Genomic DNA, 19,889 nt, shown 5'->3' on the forward strand with positions numbered 1-19,889 from the left:
TCGGGCTTAGTGTCCCGCCTTGGTGCCCATCAGGCGATGGCGCAGCGCATTCGATGCGGTATCGAACAGGAAGACGACGATCAGGATCAGGATGACCATGTATGCGACGTTTTCCCAATTGGAATTGGTGCGCATGGCTTCCCAGAGCTTGAGACCGATACCGCCGGCGCCAACGGCGCCGATGATCGTCGCGCCGCGCACGTTCGATTCCCACTGATAGAGCGTCTGGCTGACGATAACGGGAACGATCTGCGGCATGATGCCGTAGCGATGCACCAGCACGGTCGAGGCGCCCGTCGACTTCACGCCTTCACGCGGTTTGTTGTCGATATTCTCGAGACCTTCCGAGTAAAGTTTGCCGAGCGTGCCCGTCTCCGTGAGGAAAATGGCGCCGGAACCGGCAAGCGGGCCGGGGCCGAAGGCGCGCGTTAGGAAAAGCGCCCAGATCAGCATGTCGACCGAGCGCAGGAAATCAAAGAAGCGCTTCAGAGCCTGATTGAGGAACCTGTTCGGCGTGATGTTGCGCGCCGCCATGAAGGCGAGCGGGAAGGCGGCAAGCGAGCCGAGCAGCGTGCCGAGGAAGGCCATCACGATCGTCTGGAACAGCTTGGTCCAGACGTCGCCATGCTGCCATTCGCTGTTGTTCCAGATATTGTCGAAAGCGAGCGACAGGTTCGACTGATCGGGATGGATCCGCGGGCCGGAGACGATGAGACTGATGACCTCGCTTGCCGGCTTGTCGAAGAAGGGCGACTGCGTATCGAAGACGAAGTTCGCCCAGCCGATGAAGCGCTTGCGCACCTTCACACGGTCGACGGAAATGCTGACATCCCCTGCAAAGCCGAGATTGGCGAGCACGTTGTCATCATAGACCGTCATCCAGCCCGGAACCGGACCGACGACTTTCGGCGCGCCGCTGGAAACATCGACCGGCACCGTCATGCCATGGGCAACGATCGTCGTCTGGCTCTTGCTGACCGTCACCGTGCGACCGCTGCCGCTGACGAGAACCGTGATGCTGCCATCTGCATTGGTTTTCAGCCAATCCGGATGCGGATCGTCGCCAAGCGGTGAGAAGCGAGGATAGCGCGTCTGGATTGTGCCATCGTCCTGGATACGGAATTCCGGCTGCACGTCATAGCTGATCCACTGGCTCATATAGATGCCGAAGCGTTCCCAGTGGGCTTCGGCAATGAGCTTCGGCAGGTCGAAGAACCAGACGGCATAAATGCCGTAAAGAATGGTCGTAAGCACGATCAGAAGGCCGCCGAAACGTTGGCGGAAGGACCGGTGGAAACATTCCGAATAGCGCGTTTCGATCTCATGCATGCGGTTTGCGTCGATTACCGTCATGGCGGCCTCAATGTTGCAGGAGGAAGGCGTGTTCGCCGACGAGACGGCGGCGCAGCCAGGCGGAGAACTGGTCGACCGCGACGATCGTCACGAAGAGCAGCAGCACGAGCGCCACGGTCTTGGCGCCGAAACCACGGGAGATGGAGAGCTTGAGCTCTTCACCGATACCGCCGCCGCCGACGGCGCCGATGATGGTCGATGCGCGCACGTTGATCTCGAGACGCAGCAGCGCATAGGACGCATAGTTCGGCATGACCTGCGGCAGCGCGGCGAAACGCACGCGCTCCAGCCAGTTCGCGCCGACGGCCCGCATGCCTTCGTCCGGTTTCATGTCGATGTTTTCGGCGACTTCGTAGAAGAGCTTGCCGAGTGCGCCGATCGTATGGAGCGTGATCGCGATGATGGCGGCTACCGGTCCGATCGAGAGGATCGCCGAAAACAGGCCGGCGATGACGATTTCCGGGAAGGCGCGCAGGAATTCCATGATGCGCTTGGTAAAGATGCGCAGCGGCCAGTTCTTTGTGAGATTGCGTGCGGCAAAGAAGCTGAGCGGAACGGCAAAGATGAAGGCGATGATGGTCGAGACGAGCGCGATATTGATCGTGATGATCATCAGCTCGAAATATTCCGGAATGTAGAAGCTGCCCCAGACATAGACGCGGCCATTGGCGAAATTGAATTCCTCGCCGCCCTTGTCATTCGGGCTCGCAATATCGAAAAGCGCGCGCCAGACATCGGTCCAGTCTTTGGGAATGAGCCAGCTCAGAAAATCGAAGAGATGCGGCAGGCGCTCGAAGAAGTGACCGGCATTGCTCTCGTCGGCAAAGCGCACGGAGCTGACGAAGGCGACGATGAGGATCACCAGACCAAGGGCGGTATAGAAACGCCGCCTGGCGATCATCCTATCCCAAGCGGTGGCGATTTCCTTCGTGCTCTGCATCGGCACATGCGGCTGTGTATCGGCAATAGTCATGAACGCCTCGCCTGGTCACAAGAAAAGGGCGGCCGTTGCCGGCCGCCCCGTATACGGATGGCGCAATCAGCCGCCGATAGCAGCCTTACGAACTTCTACGACTGCGTTGTAGAAGTCGTGCTTGACCGGGGCGTAACCCTTGTAGTCGCCGCCTTCGATGGCTGCGAAGCACTTGTGGTCCTTCTCCGGCAGGGCCGTGAAGAAGGCAGTGAGCTTCTTCTGCCACTCTTCGCCGAGAGCGTTGCGAACGACGAGCGGGCCGTTCGGGATCAGCGGCGAACGCCATACTTCGACCAGCTTGTTCGGGTCGACGGCGCCCTTGTCGACTTCCTTGCGGAAGGTGCCGGAGGTGTAGCCGTCCTTGAAGTCACCGATACCCGAGCTATCGTCGACAGCAACGTCAACCTTGCCGTCATAGGCGGCGAGAAGGTTGTTCTCATGACCGCCGTTGAACTGCGTGGAAGCGAAGAACTTGTCGTTCGGCATGCCGGTGTCCTTCGGAATCTGCGTCAGCGGAACGAGGTAGCCCGAGGTGGAGTCCGGATCAGCGTAGCCGAGCTTCTTGCCCTTGGCGTCCTTGATCGTCTTGATGCCGGAAGACTTCAGGGCGAGACCGATCGAGTAGTAGCCCGTGGAGCCGTCCTTCTGCTGCGTCGTCAGTATCGGCGTAACAGCCTTCGGGTCCTTGATGTAAACGGATGCGTAGCCGGAAGCGCCGAGTTCGGCGAAGTCGAGCGTGCCGCCGAGGAGGCCCTGGATAACGCCGTCATAGTCGGCAGCCGGGAAGAGCGAAACCTTCTCGAAGCCGAATTCCTGCTTCAGGTGGTCTGCAAGGCAGGCATAGTTGCGCAGGCGGTCGGTTTCGTTTTCGCCGCCGAGGATGCCAACGCGGAATTCCTTGAGGTCAGCGGCATTGGCCGCGCCGGCTGCGAGCGACAGGATCGCCGTAGCCGCAAAAAGTGCTTTCTTCAACATGGGTTCTCTCCTGAATGACCGGGCGCCCGGTCGTCTGTTACGAAGAAATCTGCCCTTGACGCGGGCATTCGATCACGGCCGTCCCTCTCACAGACCGGCCAGCGCCAGCGGTTGGTTGCCGGCGGATTGGTTTTCGGCTCCTTTCGGAACCATGTTGATCGCGGTCGAGGTCATCGTCTCGTCGATGCCCGCGCCGTCCTTGTCCGTGCCGTAGATTTCCTTCACGGCCTCGGCGGTCAGTTCGGACGGTTTTCCGTCGAAAACGACGCGGCCGCCAGCCATGCCGACGATGCGTTCGCAGTAGTTGCGGGCCGTATCGAGCGTGTGCAGGTTGGTGATGACGGTGATGCCTTCGCGCTCGTTGATGTCACGCAGGGCGTCCATGACGATCTTGGCGTTCAGCGGGTCGAGCGAGGCGATCGGCTCGTCGGCGAGAACCATCTTCGGCTTCTGCATCAGCGCGCGTGCTATGGCGACGCGCTGCTGTTGGCCGCCCGAGAGCGTACCGGCCGCCTGCAGCGCCGTCTGCTCGATGCCGAGACGTTCCAATGCAGCAATCGCGTGGATGCGCTCTTCGCGGCTGAAGACGTTGAGCAGGCTAAGGATCGTCGAGCGATGGTTCAGACGGCCGAGCATGACGTTGGTCAGCACGTCGAGACGCGGCACGAGGTTGAACTGCTGGAAAATCATCGCGCAGTCGCGCTGCCAGTTGCGCAACGCCTGGCCGCGAAGGCCGGAAACCTCGACACCACCGAAATGGATCGTGCCGGAGGAAGGCTCCTGCAGGCGGTTGATCATGCGCAGGAGCGTGGACTTGCCGGCGCCGGAACGGCCGATGATGCCGACCATCTGGCCCTGAGGAATGTCCAGCGTCACGGAGTCGACAGCGAGCTTCTTTCCGAACCGGCGTGTGACATTCTTCAGTTCGAACATCATGCTCTTCCCTCGCATTTCAGGCTTGCTTATGGGATCGCATTAGTCCCGCTTCATGAACCTCGCGTGTCAGTTTTGTGTAAGTCCTGTCACAAAACTCTGCGCCGCAATATTCAGCTCAGCCGCCGTAGCGGGAGAGGAAGTCTTCAGCCCCAAGTGCCCGGAAATCAGGCAATGCGTCGCGCAGCCGGTCGTGTTCCCAGTCCCACCAGGCAAGCCTGTCCATGCGCTCGCCGATCTCTTTCGGGAAGCGTTCGCGGATGAGCTTGGCAGGCACGCCGCCGACGATGGTGTAGGGAGCGACATCCTTCGAGACGACGGCCCCCGCGCCGATGACGGCTCCGTTGCCGACGGTCACACCGGGCAGGATCGTGGCGCCATGACCGATCCAGACATCATTGCTGATGACGACCCGGTTGGAGCGGCGCCATTCGAAGAATTCGCTCTCCATGTCGGCATCCGGCCAGTAGTCGACGGCGCGGTAGGTGAAGTGATGCAGCGTCGCGCGCCAGGTCGGATGGTTGGTCGCATTGATGCGCACCGCAGCGGCGATGTTGACGAACTTGCCGATCGTCGCGCACCAGATGGAGCCGTCCTGCATGATGTAGGAATAGTCGCCGAACTCCGCCTCGCTGATGCGGCAGCGCTCGGAAACTTCCGTATAGCGGCCGAAGGTCGAATTGGAGACCGAGGCGGTCTCGTGGAAATAGGGCTCGATGCCCAGCTTGCGGCTCATGCTGCGATTGCCTTTCGCGGGGAGAATTGCTGAACGTCGAGAATGCGGTCGGCGGCGGCCTCGCGCACTTCCTCGTCGTGGAAGATGCCGAGCAGCGCGACGCCCGCCTTCTTCTTTTCCTCGATCATGCCGACGACGACGGCACGGTTCTTTGCGTCGAGCGAGGCGGTCGGCTCGTCGAGCAGCAGGATCGTATGGTCCGTGATGAAGCCACGGGCGATGTTGACGCGCTGCTGCTCGCCGCCGGAGAAAGTGGCGGGCGGCAGCTGCCAGAGCGCTTCCGGCAGGTTGAGCTTTTCGAGCAGTGCCGCGGCCTTTTCCCTGGCGCTTGCGGCAGCTTCACCGCGTGCAAGCAGCGGTTCGGCGACCACATCGAGTGCCGCCACGCGCGGTACGGTGCGCAGGAACTGGCTGACATAGCCGAGCGTCTGGCGCCGTACATCGAGAATGGTGCGCGGATCGGCGGTGGCGAGATCGACGATCTTGCCCTTGTGGTCGATGAGGATCTGTCCGGTATCGACGGCATAATTGCCGTAGATCATCTTGAGCAGCGAGCTTTTGCCGATGCCCGAGGGGCCGCCGAGCACGACGCATTCGCCCGAAGCCACCGAGAAGGAGACATCGGAGACGACAGGCAGCTTGATGCCGTCGCGCAGGTGCATGGTGAAGCTCTTGGCGACTTCTGAAGCGACGAGAGGCGTTGCCATGGTTCTTCTTTCTTAAACTTGCAGGATCGAGGAAACGAGGAGCTGGGTGTAGGGCTCGCGCGGATCGTCCAGCACCCGGTCGGTCAGACCCTGCTCGATGACGAAGCCATCCTTCATCACCATCATGCGGTGGGAGAGGAGGCGGGCGACGGCGAGGTCGTGCGTGACGATGATGGCCGACAGCCCGAGATCGTTGACGAGGCTGCGCACCAGATCGAGAAGACGCGCCTGGACCGAAACGTCGAGACCACCGGTCGGCTCGTCCATGAACACGAGACGCGGGCCGGTGACAAGGTTGCGGGCGATCTGCAGGCGCTGGCGCATGCCGCCGGAGAACGCGCGCGGCTGGTCGTCGATGCGGCCGGTATCGATCTCGACTCGCTTCAGCCAGTCGATGGCGGTGGAGCGGATCTTGCCGTAGTGCCGGTCGCCGATCGCCATAAGCCGCTCGCCGACATTGGCGCCGGCAGACACCGTCATGCGCAGTCCGTCGGCCGGGTTCTGGTGCACGAAGCCCCAGTCTGTGCGCATCAGGAAGCGGCGCTCGGCCTCGTTCATATGGTAGAGGTCGCGGTAGTTGCCGTCGCGCATATGGTACTCGACGCTGCCGGTGGTCGGCATCAGCCGGGTGGAGATGCAGTTCAGCAGCGTCGTCTTGCCCGAGCCGGATTCGCCGACAATGGCGAGCACTTCGCCCGGCCACAGCTCGAAGGAGACATTCCGGCAGCCGATGCGGTTGCCGTAGAACTTCGAGAGGTCGTTGACTTTGAGGAGCGGTGTTTCGGTCATTCTGCAGCCTCCCGGGCCAGCATTTCGCCGGCATGTCCGTGTGCGCGGCGGTCTTCGCAATGGTCGGTATCGGAGCAGACGAACATGCGCCCGCCCTTGTCGTCGAGGATCACCTCGTCGAGATAGACGTCCTCGGCGCCGCAGAGCGCGCAGGGCTTGCCGAAGCGCTGGATTTCGAAGGGATGGTCCTCGAAGTCCAGGCTGACGACATCGGTATAGGGCGGCACGGCATAGATGCGCTTTTCGCGGCCGGCGCCGAAAAGCTGCAGCGCGTCCGACCTGTGCATCTTCGGATTATCGAATTTCGGCGTCGGAGAGGGATCCATGACGTAGCGGCCGTGAACCTTGACCGGATAGGCATAGGTTGTGGCGATACGGCCGTTGCGGGCGATATCTTCGTAGAGCTTCACATGCATGAGGCCGTATTCCTCGAGCGCATGCATCTTGCGTGTCTCGGTCTCGCGCGGTTCGAGGAAGCGCAGCGGTTCCGGGATCGGCACCTGATAGACGAGCACCTGGCCTTCTGCGAGTTTCTCCTCGGGGATGCGGTGACGCGTCTGGATGATCGTCGCATCCTTGGTGTGCGTCGTGACCGCGACATTGGCGACCTTCTGGAAGAAGGCGCGGATGGAGACGGCGTTCGTCGTGTCGTCGGCGCCCTGGTCGATGACCTTGAGGACGTCGTCGGGTCCGATGATCGAGGCAGTCACCTGCACGCCGCCGGTGCCCCAGCCATAAGGCATCGGCATTTCGCGCGAGGCAAAGGGCACCTGATAGCCGGGAATGGCGATCGCCTTCAGGATGGCGCGGCGGATCATGCGCTTGGTCTGTTCGTCGAGATAGGCGAAATTGTAGGTGGCGAGATCACTCATTCGGCGGCCTCCTTTTGGGTCTCGCCGCTGTTGCGGGCGGCTTCGAATTCGCGGCGCATGCGGCGGACGAGGTCGAGTTCGGCCTGGAAATCCACATAGTGCGGAAGCTTCAGGTGCTCGACGAAACCGGTCGCCTGCACATTGTCGGAATGGGAAATGACGAATTCCTCGTCCTGCGCCGGCGCGGTAATGTCCTCGCCGAGCTCTTCGGCGCGCAGCGCGCGATCCACCAGCGACATGGCCATCGCCTTGCGCTCGCTCTGGCCGAAGACGAGGCCATAACCGCGGGTGAACTGCGGCGGAGCCTTGGCCGAACCCTTGAACTGGTTGACCATCTGGCATTCGGTAAGCTGGATCGTGCCGAGCGAAACGGCAAAGCCGAGTTCCGGCACGTCGAATTCCACCTCGACCTCGCCGATGCGGATCTCACCGGTGAAGGGGTGGTTGCGGCCATAGCCGCGCTGGGTGGAATAGCCGAGCGCCAGCAGGAAACCCTCGTCGCCGCGGGCAAGCGCCTGCAGGCGAAGATCGCGGGTCATCGGGAATTCCATCGGTTCGCGCGTCAGGTCGCCCGTCTCGTGGTCCTCGGGGAGTTCGCCGTCGTTCTCGATCAGCCCTTCCTGGCCGAGGATTTCGGAAACGCGTATGACGCGGCCGCTCTCCGCCTCGCGCTGCGCCGGCTCTTCCACGGCCTCGTCCCAAAGTAGCGAGGGATCGAGCAGGCGGTGCGTGTAGTCGAAGGTCGGGCCGAGCAGCTGGCCGCCCGGAAGGTCCTTGTAGGTCGCGGAGATGCGGCGCTCGATCTGCATATTGGCCGTATCGAGCGGCTTCGAATAACCGAAGCGCGGCAGCGTCGTGCGATAGGCGCGCAGCAGGAAGATCGCCTCGATCATGTCGCCGCGCGACTGGCGCACGGCAAGTGCGGCGAGCGTCCGGTCATAGAGGGAAGCTTCGGCCATGACGCGGTCGACGGCGAGCGCCAGCTGTTCGACGATCTGCTCGATGCCGATGGCAGGCACGGAGCGATCACCGCGCCGGCGGTCGGCGAGTAGGCGGTGGGCATTGGCGATGGCGGCCTCGCCACCCTTGACGGCAACATACATGAGCTCAGATCTCCGTTGCTGTGATCTTGGTGGTGCGCGGCAGGCAGAGGAAACGCTTGCCCGCCGTCAGCACGATGTCGACGCCGCGCGGGAAGAGTGCGCGGTTTTCCGTCCAGAGGCGCAGGAAGGTTTCCGGCAGGCCGACAGGCGCGATTTCGGTCACGCTCTGGATACCCGGACCCATCAAAGCGAGCCGGCGTCCGCCTTCGAGGTCGGCAAGCTCGATCACGACAGTCGTGGAACGGTCGGGATATTCCTGCGTGCCTGATGCAAACAGGCCGAAAGTGGAAAGCGTCATGCCGGCTTCGACGAAGGCAAAGCGCGCTTCAGCCTTTTCGGCGGTCAGGGGTGCGCCGGCATGGAAGCCGAGCCATTCCGGAACTGCCGACTTGGCGAGCCCTGCAGAAAGCCAGACGGAGGTATCATGGTCGCAAAGCGTCAGGCCGATCGCGCCGGCGGCGATGCCGAGTGGGGCCGGCGGTGTAACGTCAGGTGCGACAGACTGGATCGTGCCGGGCCGCGCCATGCCGTCCATCAGCATCTTGAACACGCTCTGCGCATTGAAAACCGGCTCAGCGAAGCCGCCGGTCAGAACATCGGTCTTGGCGCTCATCAATCTTCTCCCCGAACCATGGTGAAGAAGTCGACGCGGGTCGCAGCCGTTTCTTCCGCCTTGCGATTGTTATCGTCGGCGATCCGCCGGGCGATCGGCGACAGCAGCCTTTCCTCGACGAAGCCCCTGGTCGCCTCTTCCTGCCAGAGCGCGTCGAAGATCGCCGAAAGCCGTGCCTTCTCGCGGTCGGTGCCGAGTGCCTGAGCGTGACCGACCGAGCCGGAGGCGAGGCGCACTGTTGCGCGCGTCACCGTCACTTCGCCGAGATTGAAGGGCGCGCCGCCGCCGCCGACGCGGCCGCGGACCATGACGAGGCCGGTCTCCGGGCCGCGCACCGGCTGAACGATCGGCTTTTCCGCCAGCGCATCCCACGCTGCCAGCAATTCCTGTGTTTCTGCACGGGCGAGCAGATCGACGGTGCGTTTGCGCCCGCCTTCCGCCTGCACTGCCGCTTCTGTCTTCTCCGCTGTCGCCATCATCTTTTCCTCGAAATGTCTATTGATATAGACAACCATACAAGCTATACCTATCCCTAAATCGGCGAAGTGACAAGCGTGTGACACGGCGCGCCCGAATTGGCTGGGTGGGGTGCAATGGCAGGAATAAAGCAGGTGCAGCGGCAGACGGGCGTGGCGCTCTGGCGGCAGATCGCCGACAGGATCCGCGAGGCAATCGGCAGCGGGACCTATGACGAAACGGGCATGGTGCCGCCGGAAACGGTCTTGGCGCTGCAGTTCGGGGTCAACAGGCATACCGTGCGCAGCGCGCTCGCCGCGCTTGCCCAGGAGGGCATCGTACGCGCGGTGCAGGGTCGTGGCACGCTGATCGAGCGCAAGGAACGCCTGAATTTTCCGATCAGCCGCCGCACCCGCTTCACCGATGGTATCAGGGATCAGGCGCGCGAGACGCGCTCGCTCCTGCTTGGCCATGCCGAGGAGGAGGCGGATTCAGAGGTGGCCCGCTGGCTGCACCTGGAGCAAGGCACGCCGGTGATCCGGCTGGAAACGGTGCGCGAAGCAGATAAACGTCCGGTTTCCCGCGCCACGAGCTGGTTCCCGGCCGCGCGCTTTGCCGGTATCGGCGAAGCCTACCGGACGGCGGGATCCATCACCAAGGCCTTTGTCGCCCTCGGCTTGTCGGATTATGTGCGCGCCACGACGGAGATCACTGCCGCTCACGCCGATTCCGGCGATATCGCCGATCTGGGACTGACGCCGGGTGCGGTCCTCCTGATCACCAAGGCACTGAACACCGATCTGGAGGGCGTGCCGGTGCAATATTCGATCAGCCGTTTTGCCGCCGATCGCGTCCAGTTCACCATCGAAAACTGAAAATGAAAAGGCCGCGAACCCGGCCTTGAACTCTATCGATGCCTGATCGCGATCAGTGCGCGCCGGACATGTCGCCGAGCACTTCCTTGGAAGCGACGGTGGAATCGGCCTTCAGCTTGTAGACCATCGGCACGCCGGTCGCGAGATTGAGCGACAGAACCTGCTCGCGGGTGAGTTTGTCGAGAACCATGACGAGCGAACGAAGCGAATTGCCGTGCGCGGCGACCAGCACCTTTTCGCCACGCAGGACGCGCGGAAGGATTTCCGTCAGATAGTAAGGCCAGACGCGGGCGCCGGTGTCGCGCAGGCTTTCGCCGCCCGGAGGCGGAACGTCATAGGAGCGGCGCCAGACATGCACCTGCTCTTCGCCCCACTTGGCACGCGCGTCATCCTTGTTGAGGCCGGAGAGATCGCCGTAGTCGCGCTCGTTCAGCGCCTGGTCGCGGATCGTCTCGAGATCGGGCTGGCCGACCTTGTCGAGGACGAGCTTCAGCGTGTGCTGGGCGCGCACCAGCGCAGAGGTGAAGGCGATATCGAACTTGATGCCGTAGTCGGCAAGCGCCTGGCCGCCGGCCGTGGCTTCCTGGATGCCGAGCTCGGTCAGATCGGGGTCCTTCCAGCCGGTGAAGAGATTCTTGAGATTCCAGTCGCTCTGGCCGTGACGAACGAGGACGAGGGTACCGCTCATGAAAAATGCCTCCGAGAAATGGTCAATGGGAAGAAAGCCCGAGAACGTCGAGCATGGAATAGAGCCCCGGCTTCTTGTCGCGCGCCCAAAGGGCTGCCTTGATGGCGCCACGCGCAAAGATCGAACGGTCGGTCGCACTGTGAGACAGAGTGACGGTCTCGCCTTCGCCGGCAAAGAGGACGGAATGCTCGCCGATGACGGAACCGCCGCGCAATGTCGCAAAGCCGATCGTGCCGGCTTCCCGCGCGCCGGTATGGCCGTCACGCACACGTACCGATTTTGAGCCAAGATCGATGTTGCGGCCCTTCGCCGCCGCCTCGCCGAGCAGCAATGCCGTACCCGAGGGCGCATCGACTTTGCGCTTGTGATGCATTTCGAGAACCTCGATATCCCAGTCGGCCGGGTCGAGCGCCTGTGCGGCCTGCTGCACGAGGACGCTGAGCAAATTGACGCCGAGGCTCATATTGCCAGATTTGACGATGCGGGCATGGCGCGCGGCCGCCGCAATCTTCTGATCGTCCTCCTGCGAGCAGCCGGTCGTACCGACGACATGAACGATGCGGGCCTGCGCAGCGAGACCGGCAAATTCGATGGAGCCGGCGGGCGAGGTAAAGTCCAGCACGCCCTCGGCATGCAGGAATGCTGACAGCGGATCGTCGCCGACAATGACGCCGGTTGCTCCGAGCCCGGCGATTTCACCGGCATCCGTGCCGATGAAGGGCGAGCCGGGACGCTCGATCGCTGCGTGCAGCGTCACACCGTCGATGGAATGGATGAGACGGATGAGCGTCTGACCCATGCGCCCCGCTGCTCCAACCACCACCAGTTTCATCGCAGCGTAGCTCATGTCAGTCCATATCCCGATCAGTATGAATCAGAAGCCGAAGGCCTCTGCAGATTGTTGAGGCGAGCGTAAAGTCCGTTGCTGACCTTCGCAAGCGTCTCGTGATTGCCTTCTTCGACGACACGGCCCTGCTGCATCACGATGATCTTGTCGGCGCGCACGACGGTCGAAAGCCGATGAGCAATGACGACGACCGTTCGGCCGGTCATGGCTTCGTCGAGCGCCTTCTGCACGGCCGCTTCCGATTCCGTATCGAGTGCCGAGGTCGCCTCGTCGAGAAGCAGGATCGGCGCGTTGCGCACCAGCGCACGGGCGATCGAAAGCCGCTGGCGCTGGCCGCCGGAAAGCGTCACGCCGTTTTCGCCGACGGGCGTATCGTAGCCCTGCGGCTGCGCGAGGATGAAGTCATGCGCATAGGCAAGCCGCGCCGCCTTCTCGATATCCTCGTCGGTCGCTTCCGGACGGCCGTAACGGATATTGTCGCGGATCGTGCCTTCGAAGAGATAGGGCTGCTGCGAGACATAGGCGAGCTGCCGGCGCAGCGACTGCTTGGTGATATGGGCGATATCCTGTCCGTCGATCAGGATCTCGCCTTCCTTCGGATCGTAGAAGCGCGGAATGAGGCTGATGACGGTGGATTTGCCGGCGCCCGAAGGACCGACGAGCGCCGTCGTCTTGCCGCCTTCGGCCGTCAGCGTCACGCCGTCAAGCACGCTTTCATTGCCATAGGCGAAGGAGACGTTGCGGAATTCGATCTTCGCTTCGGTGACAACAAGCGGCTTGGCATCCGACAGGTCGCGCTGGCGCGGTTCCATGTCGAGCAGTTCGTAGATCATCCGGGCGTTGACGACGGCGCGCTCCATCTGCACCTGCAGGCGAGCAAGGCGCCGGGCCGGATCGTAAGCGAGAAGCAATGCCGTGACGAAGGAGAAGAAGGCGCCTGGCGGTACGCCCTGATAGATCGAGCGATAGGCGGCATAGGCAAGCACGCTCGCGACGGCAAAGCCGGCAAAGCTCTCCGTCAGCGGCGAGGTACGCTCGGAAAGCCGCGCGATGCGGTTTGCCCGGCCCTCGGCGGCGCCGATCAGCTTGTTGACCTTGTTCTCCAGCGCCTCTTCCATCGTGAAGGCCTTCACGATGGAAATGCCCTGGATCGTCTCCTGCATGGCGCCGAGAACGTGGCTGTTGAGGTCGACGGCCTCGCGGGTGGCCGAGCGCAGGCGTTTGGAAACGTAGCGCAGTGCATAAAGCAGCGGCGGCGCCAGAATGAAGACGGCAAGGCTCAGCAGCGGATCCTGCAGCACCATGACGCCGATCAGCGAGACGAAGGTCAGGAGATCGCGCACCGTCGAGGTGATGGTGAGGTTTAGCACGTCGCGGATGCCGCTGACATTCTGGCTGACCTGTGCGGCGATTTGGGCCGAGCGCGCCTCGTTGAAGTAGCCGACGGAAAGCGTCATCAGGTGCGAATAGAGCCGGCGCTGGTAGCGCGCGACGATGTCGTTGCCGATCCGCGACAGCGCCACACCCTGTCCGTAGCTCGCAAAACCGCGCAGCATGAAGGCGATGAAAATGGAAAGACAGATGATCCAGACGACGTCCGCGCGCCGGTTGGCGAAGGCCTCATCGATGATCGCCCGCATAATCCAGGCGGTAAATGCCGTCGAAAGTGCCACGATGACAAGGCAGGAGATCGCGAAAACATAGCCCCAGAGATGGTCCCGGCCGTTTTCCGCAATGATGCGTTTCAGGATTCCGGTCACGGTATCGCTGTTGACGTGTGGCTTTCTGCTGTCGGCGGCTTCCAAAAATAGGCTTCCTGTCTCGGGGCTGCATGCCACAGGCGCGGCGCGCATATGCGCGGGCTCTATAAAGAGTTGAGGGGGCTTTGGCTAGAGCGCCGTGCGCCCCATCGGGGCGCGCAAAGGGCGCTCTAACGCCTTGAAACTATGCTTCAGGCTCAGGCTCGCCAGCGCCGTCCATCCGTCGAAAGGCCGAAGTTTGCAGGCATGCGTGCATAGGAAGAAAGCCCGGCAAGAGCAGCCAGCGGATGCGTCACGACATAGGTCGGGATCGTGCGCAGCAAGGCCGAATGCGGCGCCTTGTCTTCGAATGCGGCCCGGAATTCAGGCTTTTTCAGTGCCGGAAGGATCTTCTGGGAGATGCCCCCCGACAGGTAGACGCCGCCGCGGGCCATGAACACCAGCGCCATATCGCCCGCCACGCGGCCGAGATAGGTGGCAAACAGCGAGACGGTTTCGACGGCGACCTTGTCGCTGCCGACGAGCGCATGCGACGTGATGTCCGCCGGGTCGCTCATGGTCGGCTCAATACCGTCGGCCGTGCAGATGGCGCGGTAAAGATTGACGATGCCGCGGCCGCAAAGGATCTGCTCGGCCGAAATGCGGCCCTCGATGGTCTCGACATGCGGGAAGATTTCATAGTCGCGCTTGCTGCGCGGCCCGAGGTCGACATGCCCGCCTTCGCCCGGAACCGGAATCCAGGTCGACTGGGTATGGACCAGACCGCCGACGCCGAGGCCGGTGCCGGGTCCGAGAACGACGCGGGAGGCCACCATGTCACCCGAAGCGTTGCCGATGCGTTCGCGATTGTCGTCGGAAAGTGCCGCGATCGCCAGCGCCTGCGCTTCAAAATCGTTGACGACGAGCACATCAACGAGGCCGAGGCCCTCGATCATCCTTTTCGGGCGCACCACCCAAGGGCAGTTGGTCAGCGGGATTTCATCGGCCTTGATCGGGCCGGCGACGGCAAGGATCGCGGCGCGCGGCTGCACGGAAGTCTTGTCGAGCACACCCTTCTGGATCGCCTCGTCGATCGTCTCGTAATCGGCCGTGCGCACATTGGGAAACTGCTTCGGCTCCGCATAGGCATCCGTCAGGATGGAGAAGCGGGCATTCGTGCCACCGATGTCGCCGATCAGGATCGGAAAGGGCAAAGGAGTAGAGGATGCAGTCATGGCCGGTTCCGTGCTGTAGCCCGAGAAATCAGGCGTTGAGGGTAGGGAGAAGCTTTTCGGCTGTCGACTCGTTCAGCGCCATCGGAATGTCGTACACGATCGCAAGCCGCATCAGCGCCTTCACATCGACATCATGCGGCATCGGCGTCAGCGGGTCCACGAAGAAGATCAGGGCGCTGACCTCGCCGGTAGAGATCAGTGCGCCGATCTGCTGGTCGCCGCCGAGCGGGCCGCTCTTCAGCCGCGTCACGTGAAGGTCGGGAACCGCGTCGAGCACGCGCCCGCCCGTCGTGCCGGTGGCGACGATTTTCCATTGGGCGAGGAGATCCCTGTTGCGGCGGGCAAACTCCGCCATCTCGTCCTTCTTCTGGTCATGCGCAATCAATGCGAGGCATTTGTCGCCGGCCATGAACGGGTTCTCCATGCGCGTAATTCAATCGATTTGACCGCTTCTACACCAGGCGTTTGTGATTTGAAAGACAGCCGCCCGCCCGCCTGTTCAGCCTATCAAGCCTATTGCACGACCGGCTTGTCGTTCGGAACCGGGCCGACGGAAGGAAGCGCGCTGCCGGTATCGACAGGGGGTGCCGCCGCCGGGGCTGCCGTCAGCGCGCTCGCCGCGGAAGGGCCGCCATAGGTCCCGGCTTCCGTAGAGGCGACGGACGGGGCATCGACAACGGCAGAGCAGGCCTTCGGCAGGTCGGAGACCATGACCTCACGCGGCGGCTTCGGCGGCTTTGCACTCGGCTTCGGTGCCGCCCACGGCTCTTTCGTAAACCACCAGGCGAGCGACTTGTCGCAGCCGTCGCCGGCCGCCACCGGCGCCTGCCCTGTGCAGCCCTTGGCACCAACAGGGCATTTCATGCGGATGTGGAAATGCGAATCGTGCCCGTATACGGGCCTGAGCTTGCCGAGATTGGTGCGGTCGCCCGTCCAGGTATCGCACATTTTCTTCTTGATCGCCGGGTTGACGAAGATGCGCTCGACCTGCGGATAGCTTGCCGCCAGCATCAGGAGTTCCGCCCGCTGCTTGCTCCACACTTTCGGGTCGACGGTCAGAAATTTGTCTTTCTGCAACATGGTGGTGAAGGGCAGGTCTTCCCGCTGTTCGTAGCTCATGCGCTGCGAGGGCATGGGAGTAAACCAGACATCGGCATCCAGCCCGATCTGGTGCGAGGCATGGCCGTTGGCCATCGGCCCCCCGCGCGGCTGGGCGATATCGCCGACGAGGATGCCGGGCCAGCCGATCTTGGTGCGCGCATCCTGCGAGAATTTTTCCAGAAGCGAAATCATCGCCGGATTGCCCCAGCGCCGGTTGCGCGACAGGCGCATCGCCTGCCAGGTCGGCCCGTCGGTCGGCAGCGCCTCGGCACCGGTCATGCAGCCCTTGGCGTAGAAGCCGATCGGCTGCGCCGGCCCCTGCGTCGGCAGTTTCTCGGAACCGAAAATCGCCTTGGCGCTGCCGGGGCTCGGCGTCTTCTGCTGTGCGCCGACATCGCCGGCGACAAGGCTTGCGCCCATTGCCCCGGCAAGCGTCAGCTTGCCAAACGTCCTGAAACCAAGCGTCAGTTTGCCGAGAGTTCTGAGAGTCTGGGCCTTGAAAGCCTGAACCAAGCTGAATGCCATGCCGTTTCCTTGCCGCGCCTGCCGAAGTGATTTGCAATCGAATCTACCGTGAAAAGCAATTTTGGTGAATCGATGTTTTGGCAGGCGGCGCGGGGACGGATCGCCGCAGCGTCACGCGTTGGAAAGAACCTCCGCGGTTTTGCGCACGCGCGACAGGCGCGGCAGGATGCGCTCGCAGGACAGCGCGTGCATCTCGGCGGTGAAGGAGCTCATCGCATCCTCGACGGCGATGACACCGTAATTATGGGCAAATGCATCGCGGATCGTTGCCTCGACGCCGAAATTCGTGGCGATGCCCGTCAGGATCACGGTCTTGATGCCGCGGCGGCGAAGCTGGAGGTCCAGCTCGGTGCCGTAGAAGGCGCTCCACTGATGCTTGACGATATGGACATCGGCTGCGAGCGCAGCGATTTCCACCGGTGCCGCAAGCGCGGCCTCCGAAAGACCGCCTTCGGGGAAAACCGCCGGTTCGTCCACCGGCTGGTTGACAGCATCGGCATAGTCCGGGGAGAATCCGACGGTAACGAGGATCACCGTCCCGCCTTCGGACGTCAGTTTCGTGGCGATCGCGGCGGTGTTCTCGATCACCTGCCGGGCGGAATGGGGCGCAAGCTGCCGGCCGATAATGAAGCCTTGCAGGTCGATGGAAATGAGTGCGGTGGTCTTCGGATCGTAAAGGGACATCGGGAGTCTCCGGGGAAGAAAATATGAGGATATCCTCACAATGAAAAATACGAGGATTGCCTCACAAAAATCAAGCCCTGAACCGCAAACCCGTGTGCCGAAACGGCAGCGCGGCCATGAACGCGTCGCGACCCTGCTCGAAGCGGCAGCCAGGGTCTTTCTCGAAAAAGGCTATGACGCTGCGACCATGACGGAGATTGCTGCGGCCGCGAACTCTTCGATCGGTTCGCTCTATCAGTTCTTTCCGACCAAGCCTCTGCTTGCCGAGGCGCTGCATATCGATCGCCTGCAGCGTCTGAACAGCGGGCTCGCCGAACTCGCGGAAAAGACCAGGGGGAAGAGTGCTGCCGAAATCGGCGATGCGATTTTCACGCGGCTCGGCCGCTTCATCGAGGATCATCCGGAATTTCCGGTTCTCGCAGCTAGGCGCGATGTGCCCAAGGAACGCAAGGCGAAATCGCGCGCGGAGCTTCGCGCCAGCATCGCCGCACTCCTGAAGAATGCTGAACCGTCGGTCGAGCGCGATGTCGATCTCCTGGGCGCCCTCGTCCTGGAGCTGCTGCGCATCGTCGTCGCGGCCGCCAACGACCCCGACGGCTCGGGCGATCCGCGCCTGGTCGGAGAGCTGCGCCGCATGCTCCGCAAGCGTCTCGAGGAAGTGACGCCCTGACCTCCGCTGGTAAGGTCAAAATTTCGCGAGCCCGGTAAAAAACAAAGTCTTTCCTGTTTTTCGCCTGCATTTCTCGTATTGTCGGAGAAGGCTAATAACAGGGGAAGAATGAATAGTGGCTTCGTGGTCGAAAATCAGCGTTCTGGTAGTATTTCTGGGTACGCTTATACCTGCGGCTGTATTGGCTCAGGATCAGCAGTTCCAGATTGGCAGCTCGGTCATCAGCGAGATGAAGTACAAGCCGGGCTTTACCCATTTCGACTACGTCAATCCCGATGCCCCGAAAGGCGGTGACTTGCGGCTGTCTTCCAGCGGCACTTTCGACACCTTCAATCCTTTGCTCGCAAAAGGCCAGATCGCGGTCGGCTTGGCGCGCGTTTACGACACCCTGCTGAAACCCGCCGATGACGAACTCCTGGTCTCCTATGGTCTGCTTGCCGAAGGTGTCTCCTATCCACCCGACGTCTCGAGCGCGACCTTTCGCCTTCGCAAGGAAGCGAAATGGGCCGATGGCCAGCCGGTCACGCCCGAAGACGTGATTTTCAGCCTCGACAAGACCAAGGAGCTGAACCCGCTTACCGGAAACTACTACCGTCACGTGGTCAAGGCCGAGAAGACGGGCGAGCGGGACGTTACGTTCACCTTCGACGAGAAGAACAATCGCGAACTGCCGGACATTCTGGGCCAATTGGTGATCGTACCGAAACACTGGTGGGAAGCACCGGGACCGGATGGCAAGCCGCGAGACATTTCGAAGACAACGCTTGAGCCCGTCATGGGTTCAGGGCCGTACAAGATTGCCGCCTTCTCGGCTGGTGCGACGATCCGCTACGAATTGCGGGATGACTATTGGGGCAAGGACCTCAATGTGAACGTCGGCCAAAACAATTTCCGCAACATTCTCTACACCTATTATGGTGATCGCGATGTCGAGTTCGAAGCGTTTCGTGCCGGCAACAGCGATTACTGGCAGGAGACTTTTGCGGCGCGTTGGGCAACCGGATATGATTTCCCCGCGGTGAAGGAAGGGCGCGTCAAGAAGGAAGATGTCACCAATCCCCTGCGCTCCACCGGCATCATGCAGGCGCTCGTGCCGAATATGCGGCGCGACATCTTCAAGGACGAGCGGGTGCGCGAGGCCTTGAACTACGGTTTCGATTTCGAGGAATTGAACCGCACGATAGCCTTCAACAGCTACAAGCGCATCGACAGCTACTTCTGGAACACCGATCTTGCCTCGTCCGGCCTTCCGCAGGGCAGGGAGCTGGAAATTCTCCAGGGCCTGAAGGATCAGGTCCCCGCGGATATCTTCACCACCCCCTACAGCAATCCCGTCGGCGGAGATCCGCAGAAGAGCCGCGACAACCTTCGCAAGGCGATCTCTCTTCTGAGGGAAGCCGGCTGGGAGCTGAAGGGCAATCGCATGGTCAATGCCAAGAGCGGCCAGCCGATGAGTTTCGAGATATTGTTGTCGAGTCCCGTGCTCGAGCGCTGGGCGGTGCCCTATGCCACCAATCTGAAGAAGATCGGCATCGATGCGCGGGTCCGCACGGTTGATGCCGCGCAATATACCAACCGCGCGCGCAGCTTCGATTTCGATATGATCTGGAATGTTTGGGCTCAAACCGTGAACCCGGGCAACGAACAGGCCGACTACTGGGGATCGGGTTCCGCCAATCAGCAAGGCTCGCGCAACTATGCCGGCATTGCCAATCCGGCCATCGATGCGCTCGTTCGCATGATTATCTTTGCCCCTAATCGAGATGAGCAGGTTGCGGCCATCAAGGCCATGGACCGTGTGCTGCTCGCCAACCACTATGTCATTCCGCTGTTCTACCGCGACACCTATTCGATCGCTTATTGGAACACGGTGACACGTCCGGCAGAGTTTCCGGCATACAGCCTCGGCTTCCCCGATGCCTGGTGGTCCACTTCGGCGAAATGAGCGGACTTGCAATGCGAGGAGGCCTGCGCTCCAAATGGCATCGGCGAATCATGAAACGCCGGCACACGCC

At 62.1% G+C, this 19,889-nt stretch carries 21 protein-coding genes; 3 read left to right on the top strand and 18 right to left on the bottom strand.

The genetic code is table 11. From position 1 onward, the window contains the following. Positions 1 to 6: 6 nt before the first annotated feature. From phnE (FHT87_RS08970) to phnG, 11 genes are all read right to left on the bottom strand, one after another. Positions 7 to 1,353, bottom strand: coding sequence for a phosphonate ABC transporter, permease protein PhnE (gene phnE / locus FHT87_RS08970; RefSeq protein WP_183801208.1), 1,347 nt, complete (start codon positions 1,351 to 1,353; stop codon positions 7 to 9). 7 nt (positions 1,354 to 1,360) lie between these two features. Continuing rightward, entirely contained in the window at positions 1,361 to 2,326 is a 966-nt protein-coding gene (phnE, locus tag FHT87_RS08975) for a phosphonate ABC transporter, permease protein PhnE (protein WP_183801211.1), read from the bottom strand. A 66-nt stretch (positions 2,327 to 2,392) separates the two neighbouring features. Then, entirely contained in the window at positions 2,393 to 3,301 is a 909-nt protein-coding gene (gene phnD, locus FHT87_RS08980; RefSeq protein ID WP_007813929.1) for a phosphonate ABC transporter substrate-binding protein, read from the bottom strand. A gap of 87 nt (positions 3,302 to 3,388) precedes the next feature. Continuing rightward, positions 3,389 to 4,234: a phosphonate ABC transporter ATP-binding protein gene (phnC, locus tag FHT87_RS08985; RefSeq protein WP_183729146.1), complete on the bottom strand. Its 846-nt coding sequence runs from the start codon at positions 4,232 to 4,234 to the stop codon at positions 3,389 to 3,391. Between the two features lie 118 nt (positions 4,235 to 4,352). Beyond that, entirely contained in the window at positions 4,353 to 4,970 is a 618-nt protein-coding gene (locus FHT87_RS08990; protein WP_183727537.1) for an acetyltransferase, read from the bottom strand. Continuing rightward, positions 4,967 to 5,677 (bottom strand): phosphonate C-P lyase system protein PhnL, encoded by a 711-nt coding sequence (gene phnL, locus FHT87_RS08995; protein WP_183801214.1) that lies wholly within the window; start codon positions 5,675 to 5,677, stop codon positions 4,967 to 4,969. The genes FHT87_RS08990 and phnL overlap by 4 nt, the downstream gene beginning before the upstream one ends. Positions 5,678 to 5,689: 12 nt before the next feature. After that, positions 5,690 to 6,466 carry a phosphonate C-P lyase system protein PhnK gene (gene phnK / locus FHT87_RS09000; RefSeq protein ID WP_183727541.1) on the bottom strand — a complete coding sequence of 259 codons (777 nt, stop codon included), beginning with the start codon at positions 6,464 to 6,466 and terminating at the stop codon, positions 5,690 to 5,692. Then, positions 6,463 to 7,338, bottom strand: a complete 876-nt coding sequence (locus tag FHT87_RS09005) for an alpha-D-ribose 1-methylphosphonate 5-phosphate C-P-lyase PhnJ (protein ID WP_183801217.1) — start codon at positions 7,336 to 7,338, stop codon at positions 6,463 to 6,465. The genes phnK and FHT87_RS09005 overlap by 4 nt, the downstream gene beginning before the upstream one ends. Continuing rightward, a complete protein-coding gene (locus FHT87_RS09010; RefSeq protein WP_183801220.1) occupies positions 7,335 to 8,441 on the bottom strand; it encodes a carbon-phosphorus lyase complex subunit PhnI in 1,107 nt (368 codons plus the stop codon). Before FHT87_RS09010 ends, FHT87_RS09005 begins: the two co-directional genes overlap by 4 nt. A 4-nt stretch (positions 8,442 to 8,445) precedes the next feature. Beyond that, complete coding sequence (gene phnH, locus FHT87_RS09015) at positions 8,446 to 9,054, bottom strand: phosphonate C-P lyase system protein PhnH (protein WP_183801223.1); 609 nt, start codon at positions 9,052 to 9,054, stop codon at positions 8,446 to 8,448. Beyond that, on the bottom strand, positions 9,054 to 9,530 hold the full coding sequence (phnG, locus tag FHT87_RS09020; RefSeq protein WP_183802637.1) for a phosphonate C-P lyase system protein PhnG: 477 nt from the start codon (positions 9,528 to 9,530) through the stop codon (positions 9,054 to 9,056). Before phnG ends, phnH begins: the two co-directional genes overlap by 1 nt. Positions 9,531 to 9,647: 117 nt before the next feature. On the opposite strand from phnG, the gene phnF reads away from it, so the two are divergent. Next, positions 9,648 to 10,385, top strand: a complete 738-nt coding sequence (phnF, locus tag FHT87_RS09025; RefSeq protein ID WP_183801226.1) for a phosphonate metabolism transcriptional regulator PhnF — start codon at positions 9,648 to 9,650, stop codon at positions 10,383 to 10,385. A gap of 52 nt (positions 10,386 to 10,437) precedes the next feature. Here phnF and FHT87_RS09030 read toward each other — a convergent pair whose 3' ends face one another. The 7 genes from FHT87_RS09030 to FHT87_RS09060 form a co-directional block, all read right to left on the bottom strand. Next, on the bottom strand, positions 10,438 to 11,073 hold the full coding sequence (locus FHT87_RS09030; RefSeq protein WP_183727556.1) for a 2,3-bisphosphoglycerate-dependent phosphoglycerate mutase: 636 nt from the start codon (positions 11,071 to 11,073) through the stop codon (positions 10,438 to 10,440). 22 nt (positions 11,074 to 11,095) lie between these two features. Next, on the bottom strand, positions 11,096 to 11,920 hold the full coding sequence (gene dapB, locus FHT87_RS09035) for a 4-hydroxy-tetrahydrodipicolinate reductase (RefSeq protein ID WP_183727558.1): 825 nt from the start codon (positions 11,918 to 11,920) through the stop codon (positions 11,096 to 11,098). Between the two features lie 17 nt (positions 11,921 to 11,937). Further along, positions 11,938 to 13,725, bottom strand: a complete 1,788-nt coding sequence (locus tag FHT87_RS09040; protein WP_183801229.1) for an ABC transporter ATP-binding protein — start codon at positions 13,723 to 13,725, stop codon at positions 11,938 to 11,940. A 152-nt stretch (positions 13,726 to 13,877) separates the two neighbouring features. Further along, positions 13,878 to 14,894: a glucokinase gene (locus FHT87_RS09045; protein WP_183801232.1), complete on the bottom strand. Its 1,017-nt coding sequence runs from the start codon at positions 14,892 to 14,894 to the stop codon at positions 13,878 to 13,880. Between the two features lie 28 nt (positions 14,895 to 14,922). Beyond that, the gene (locus FHT87_RS09050; protein WP_183801235.1) at positions 14,923 to 15,303 is read right to left on the bottom strand and encodes a methylglyoxal synthase; all 381 of its coding nucleotides are present in this window, start codon (positions 15,301 to 15,303) and stop codon (positions 14,923 to 14,925) included. 104 nt (positions 15,304 to 15,407) lie between these two features. Further along, the gene (gene mepA, locus FHT87_RS09055; protein ID WP_183802640.1) at positions 15,408 to 16,415 is read right to left on the bottom strand and encodes a penicillin-insensitive murein endopeptidase; all 1,008 of its coding nucleotides are present in this window, start codon (positions 16,413 to 16,415) and stop codon (positions 15,408 to 15,410) included. A 216-nt stretch (positions 16,416 to 16,631) separates the two neighbouring features. Next, positions 16,632 to 17,204, bottom strand: coding sequence for a hydrolase (locus FHT87_RS09060; protein WP_183801238.1), 573 nt, complete (start codon positions 17,202 to 17,204; stop codon positions 16,632 to 16,634). Positions 17,205 to 17,244: 40 nt separating this feature from the next. Between FHT87_RS09060 and FHT87_RS09065 the strand changes: the two genes are divergently transcribed. Both FHT87_RS09065 and FHT87_RS09070 read left to right on the top strand, forming a co-directional pair. Continuing rightward, positions 17,245 to 17,874: a TetR/AcrR family transcriptional regulator gene (locus FHT87_RS09065; RefSeq protein WP_183727569.1), complete on the top strand. Its 630-nt coding sequence runs from the start codon at positions 17,245 to 17,247 to the stop codon at positions 17,872 to 17,874. 133 nt (positions 17,875 to 18,007) lie between these two features. Next, positions 18,008 to 19,819 (top strand): extracellular solute-binding protein, encoded by a 1,812-nt coding sequence (locus FHT87_RS09070; RefSeq protein WP_348647590.1) that lies wholly within the window; start codon positions 18,008 to 18,010, stop codon positions 19,817 to 19,819. Positions 19,820 to 19,889: the final 70 nt, after the last annotated feature.

Origin of the sequence: Rhizobium sp. BK316, assembly GCF_014193695.1 — a bacterium.
Taxonomy (GTDB): domain Bacteria; phylum Pseudomonadota; class Alphaproteobacteria; order Rhizobiales; family Rhizobiaceae; genus Rhizobium.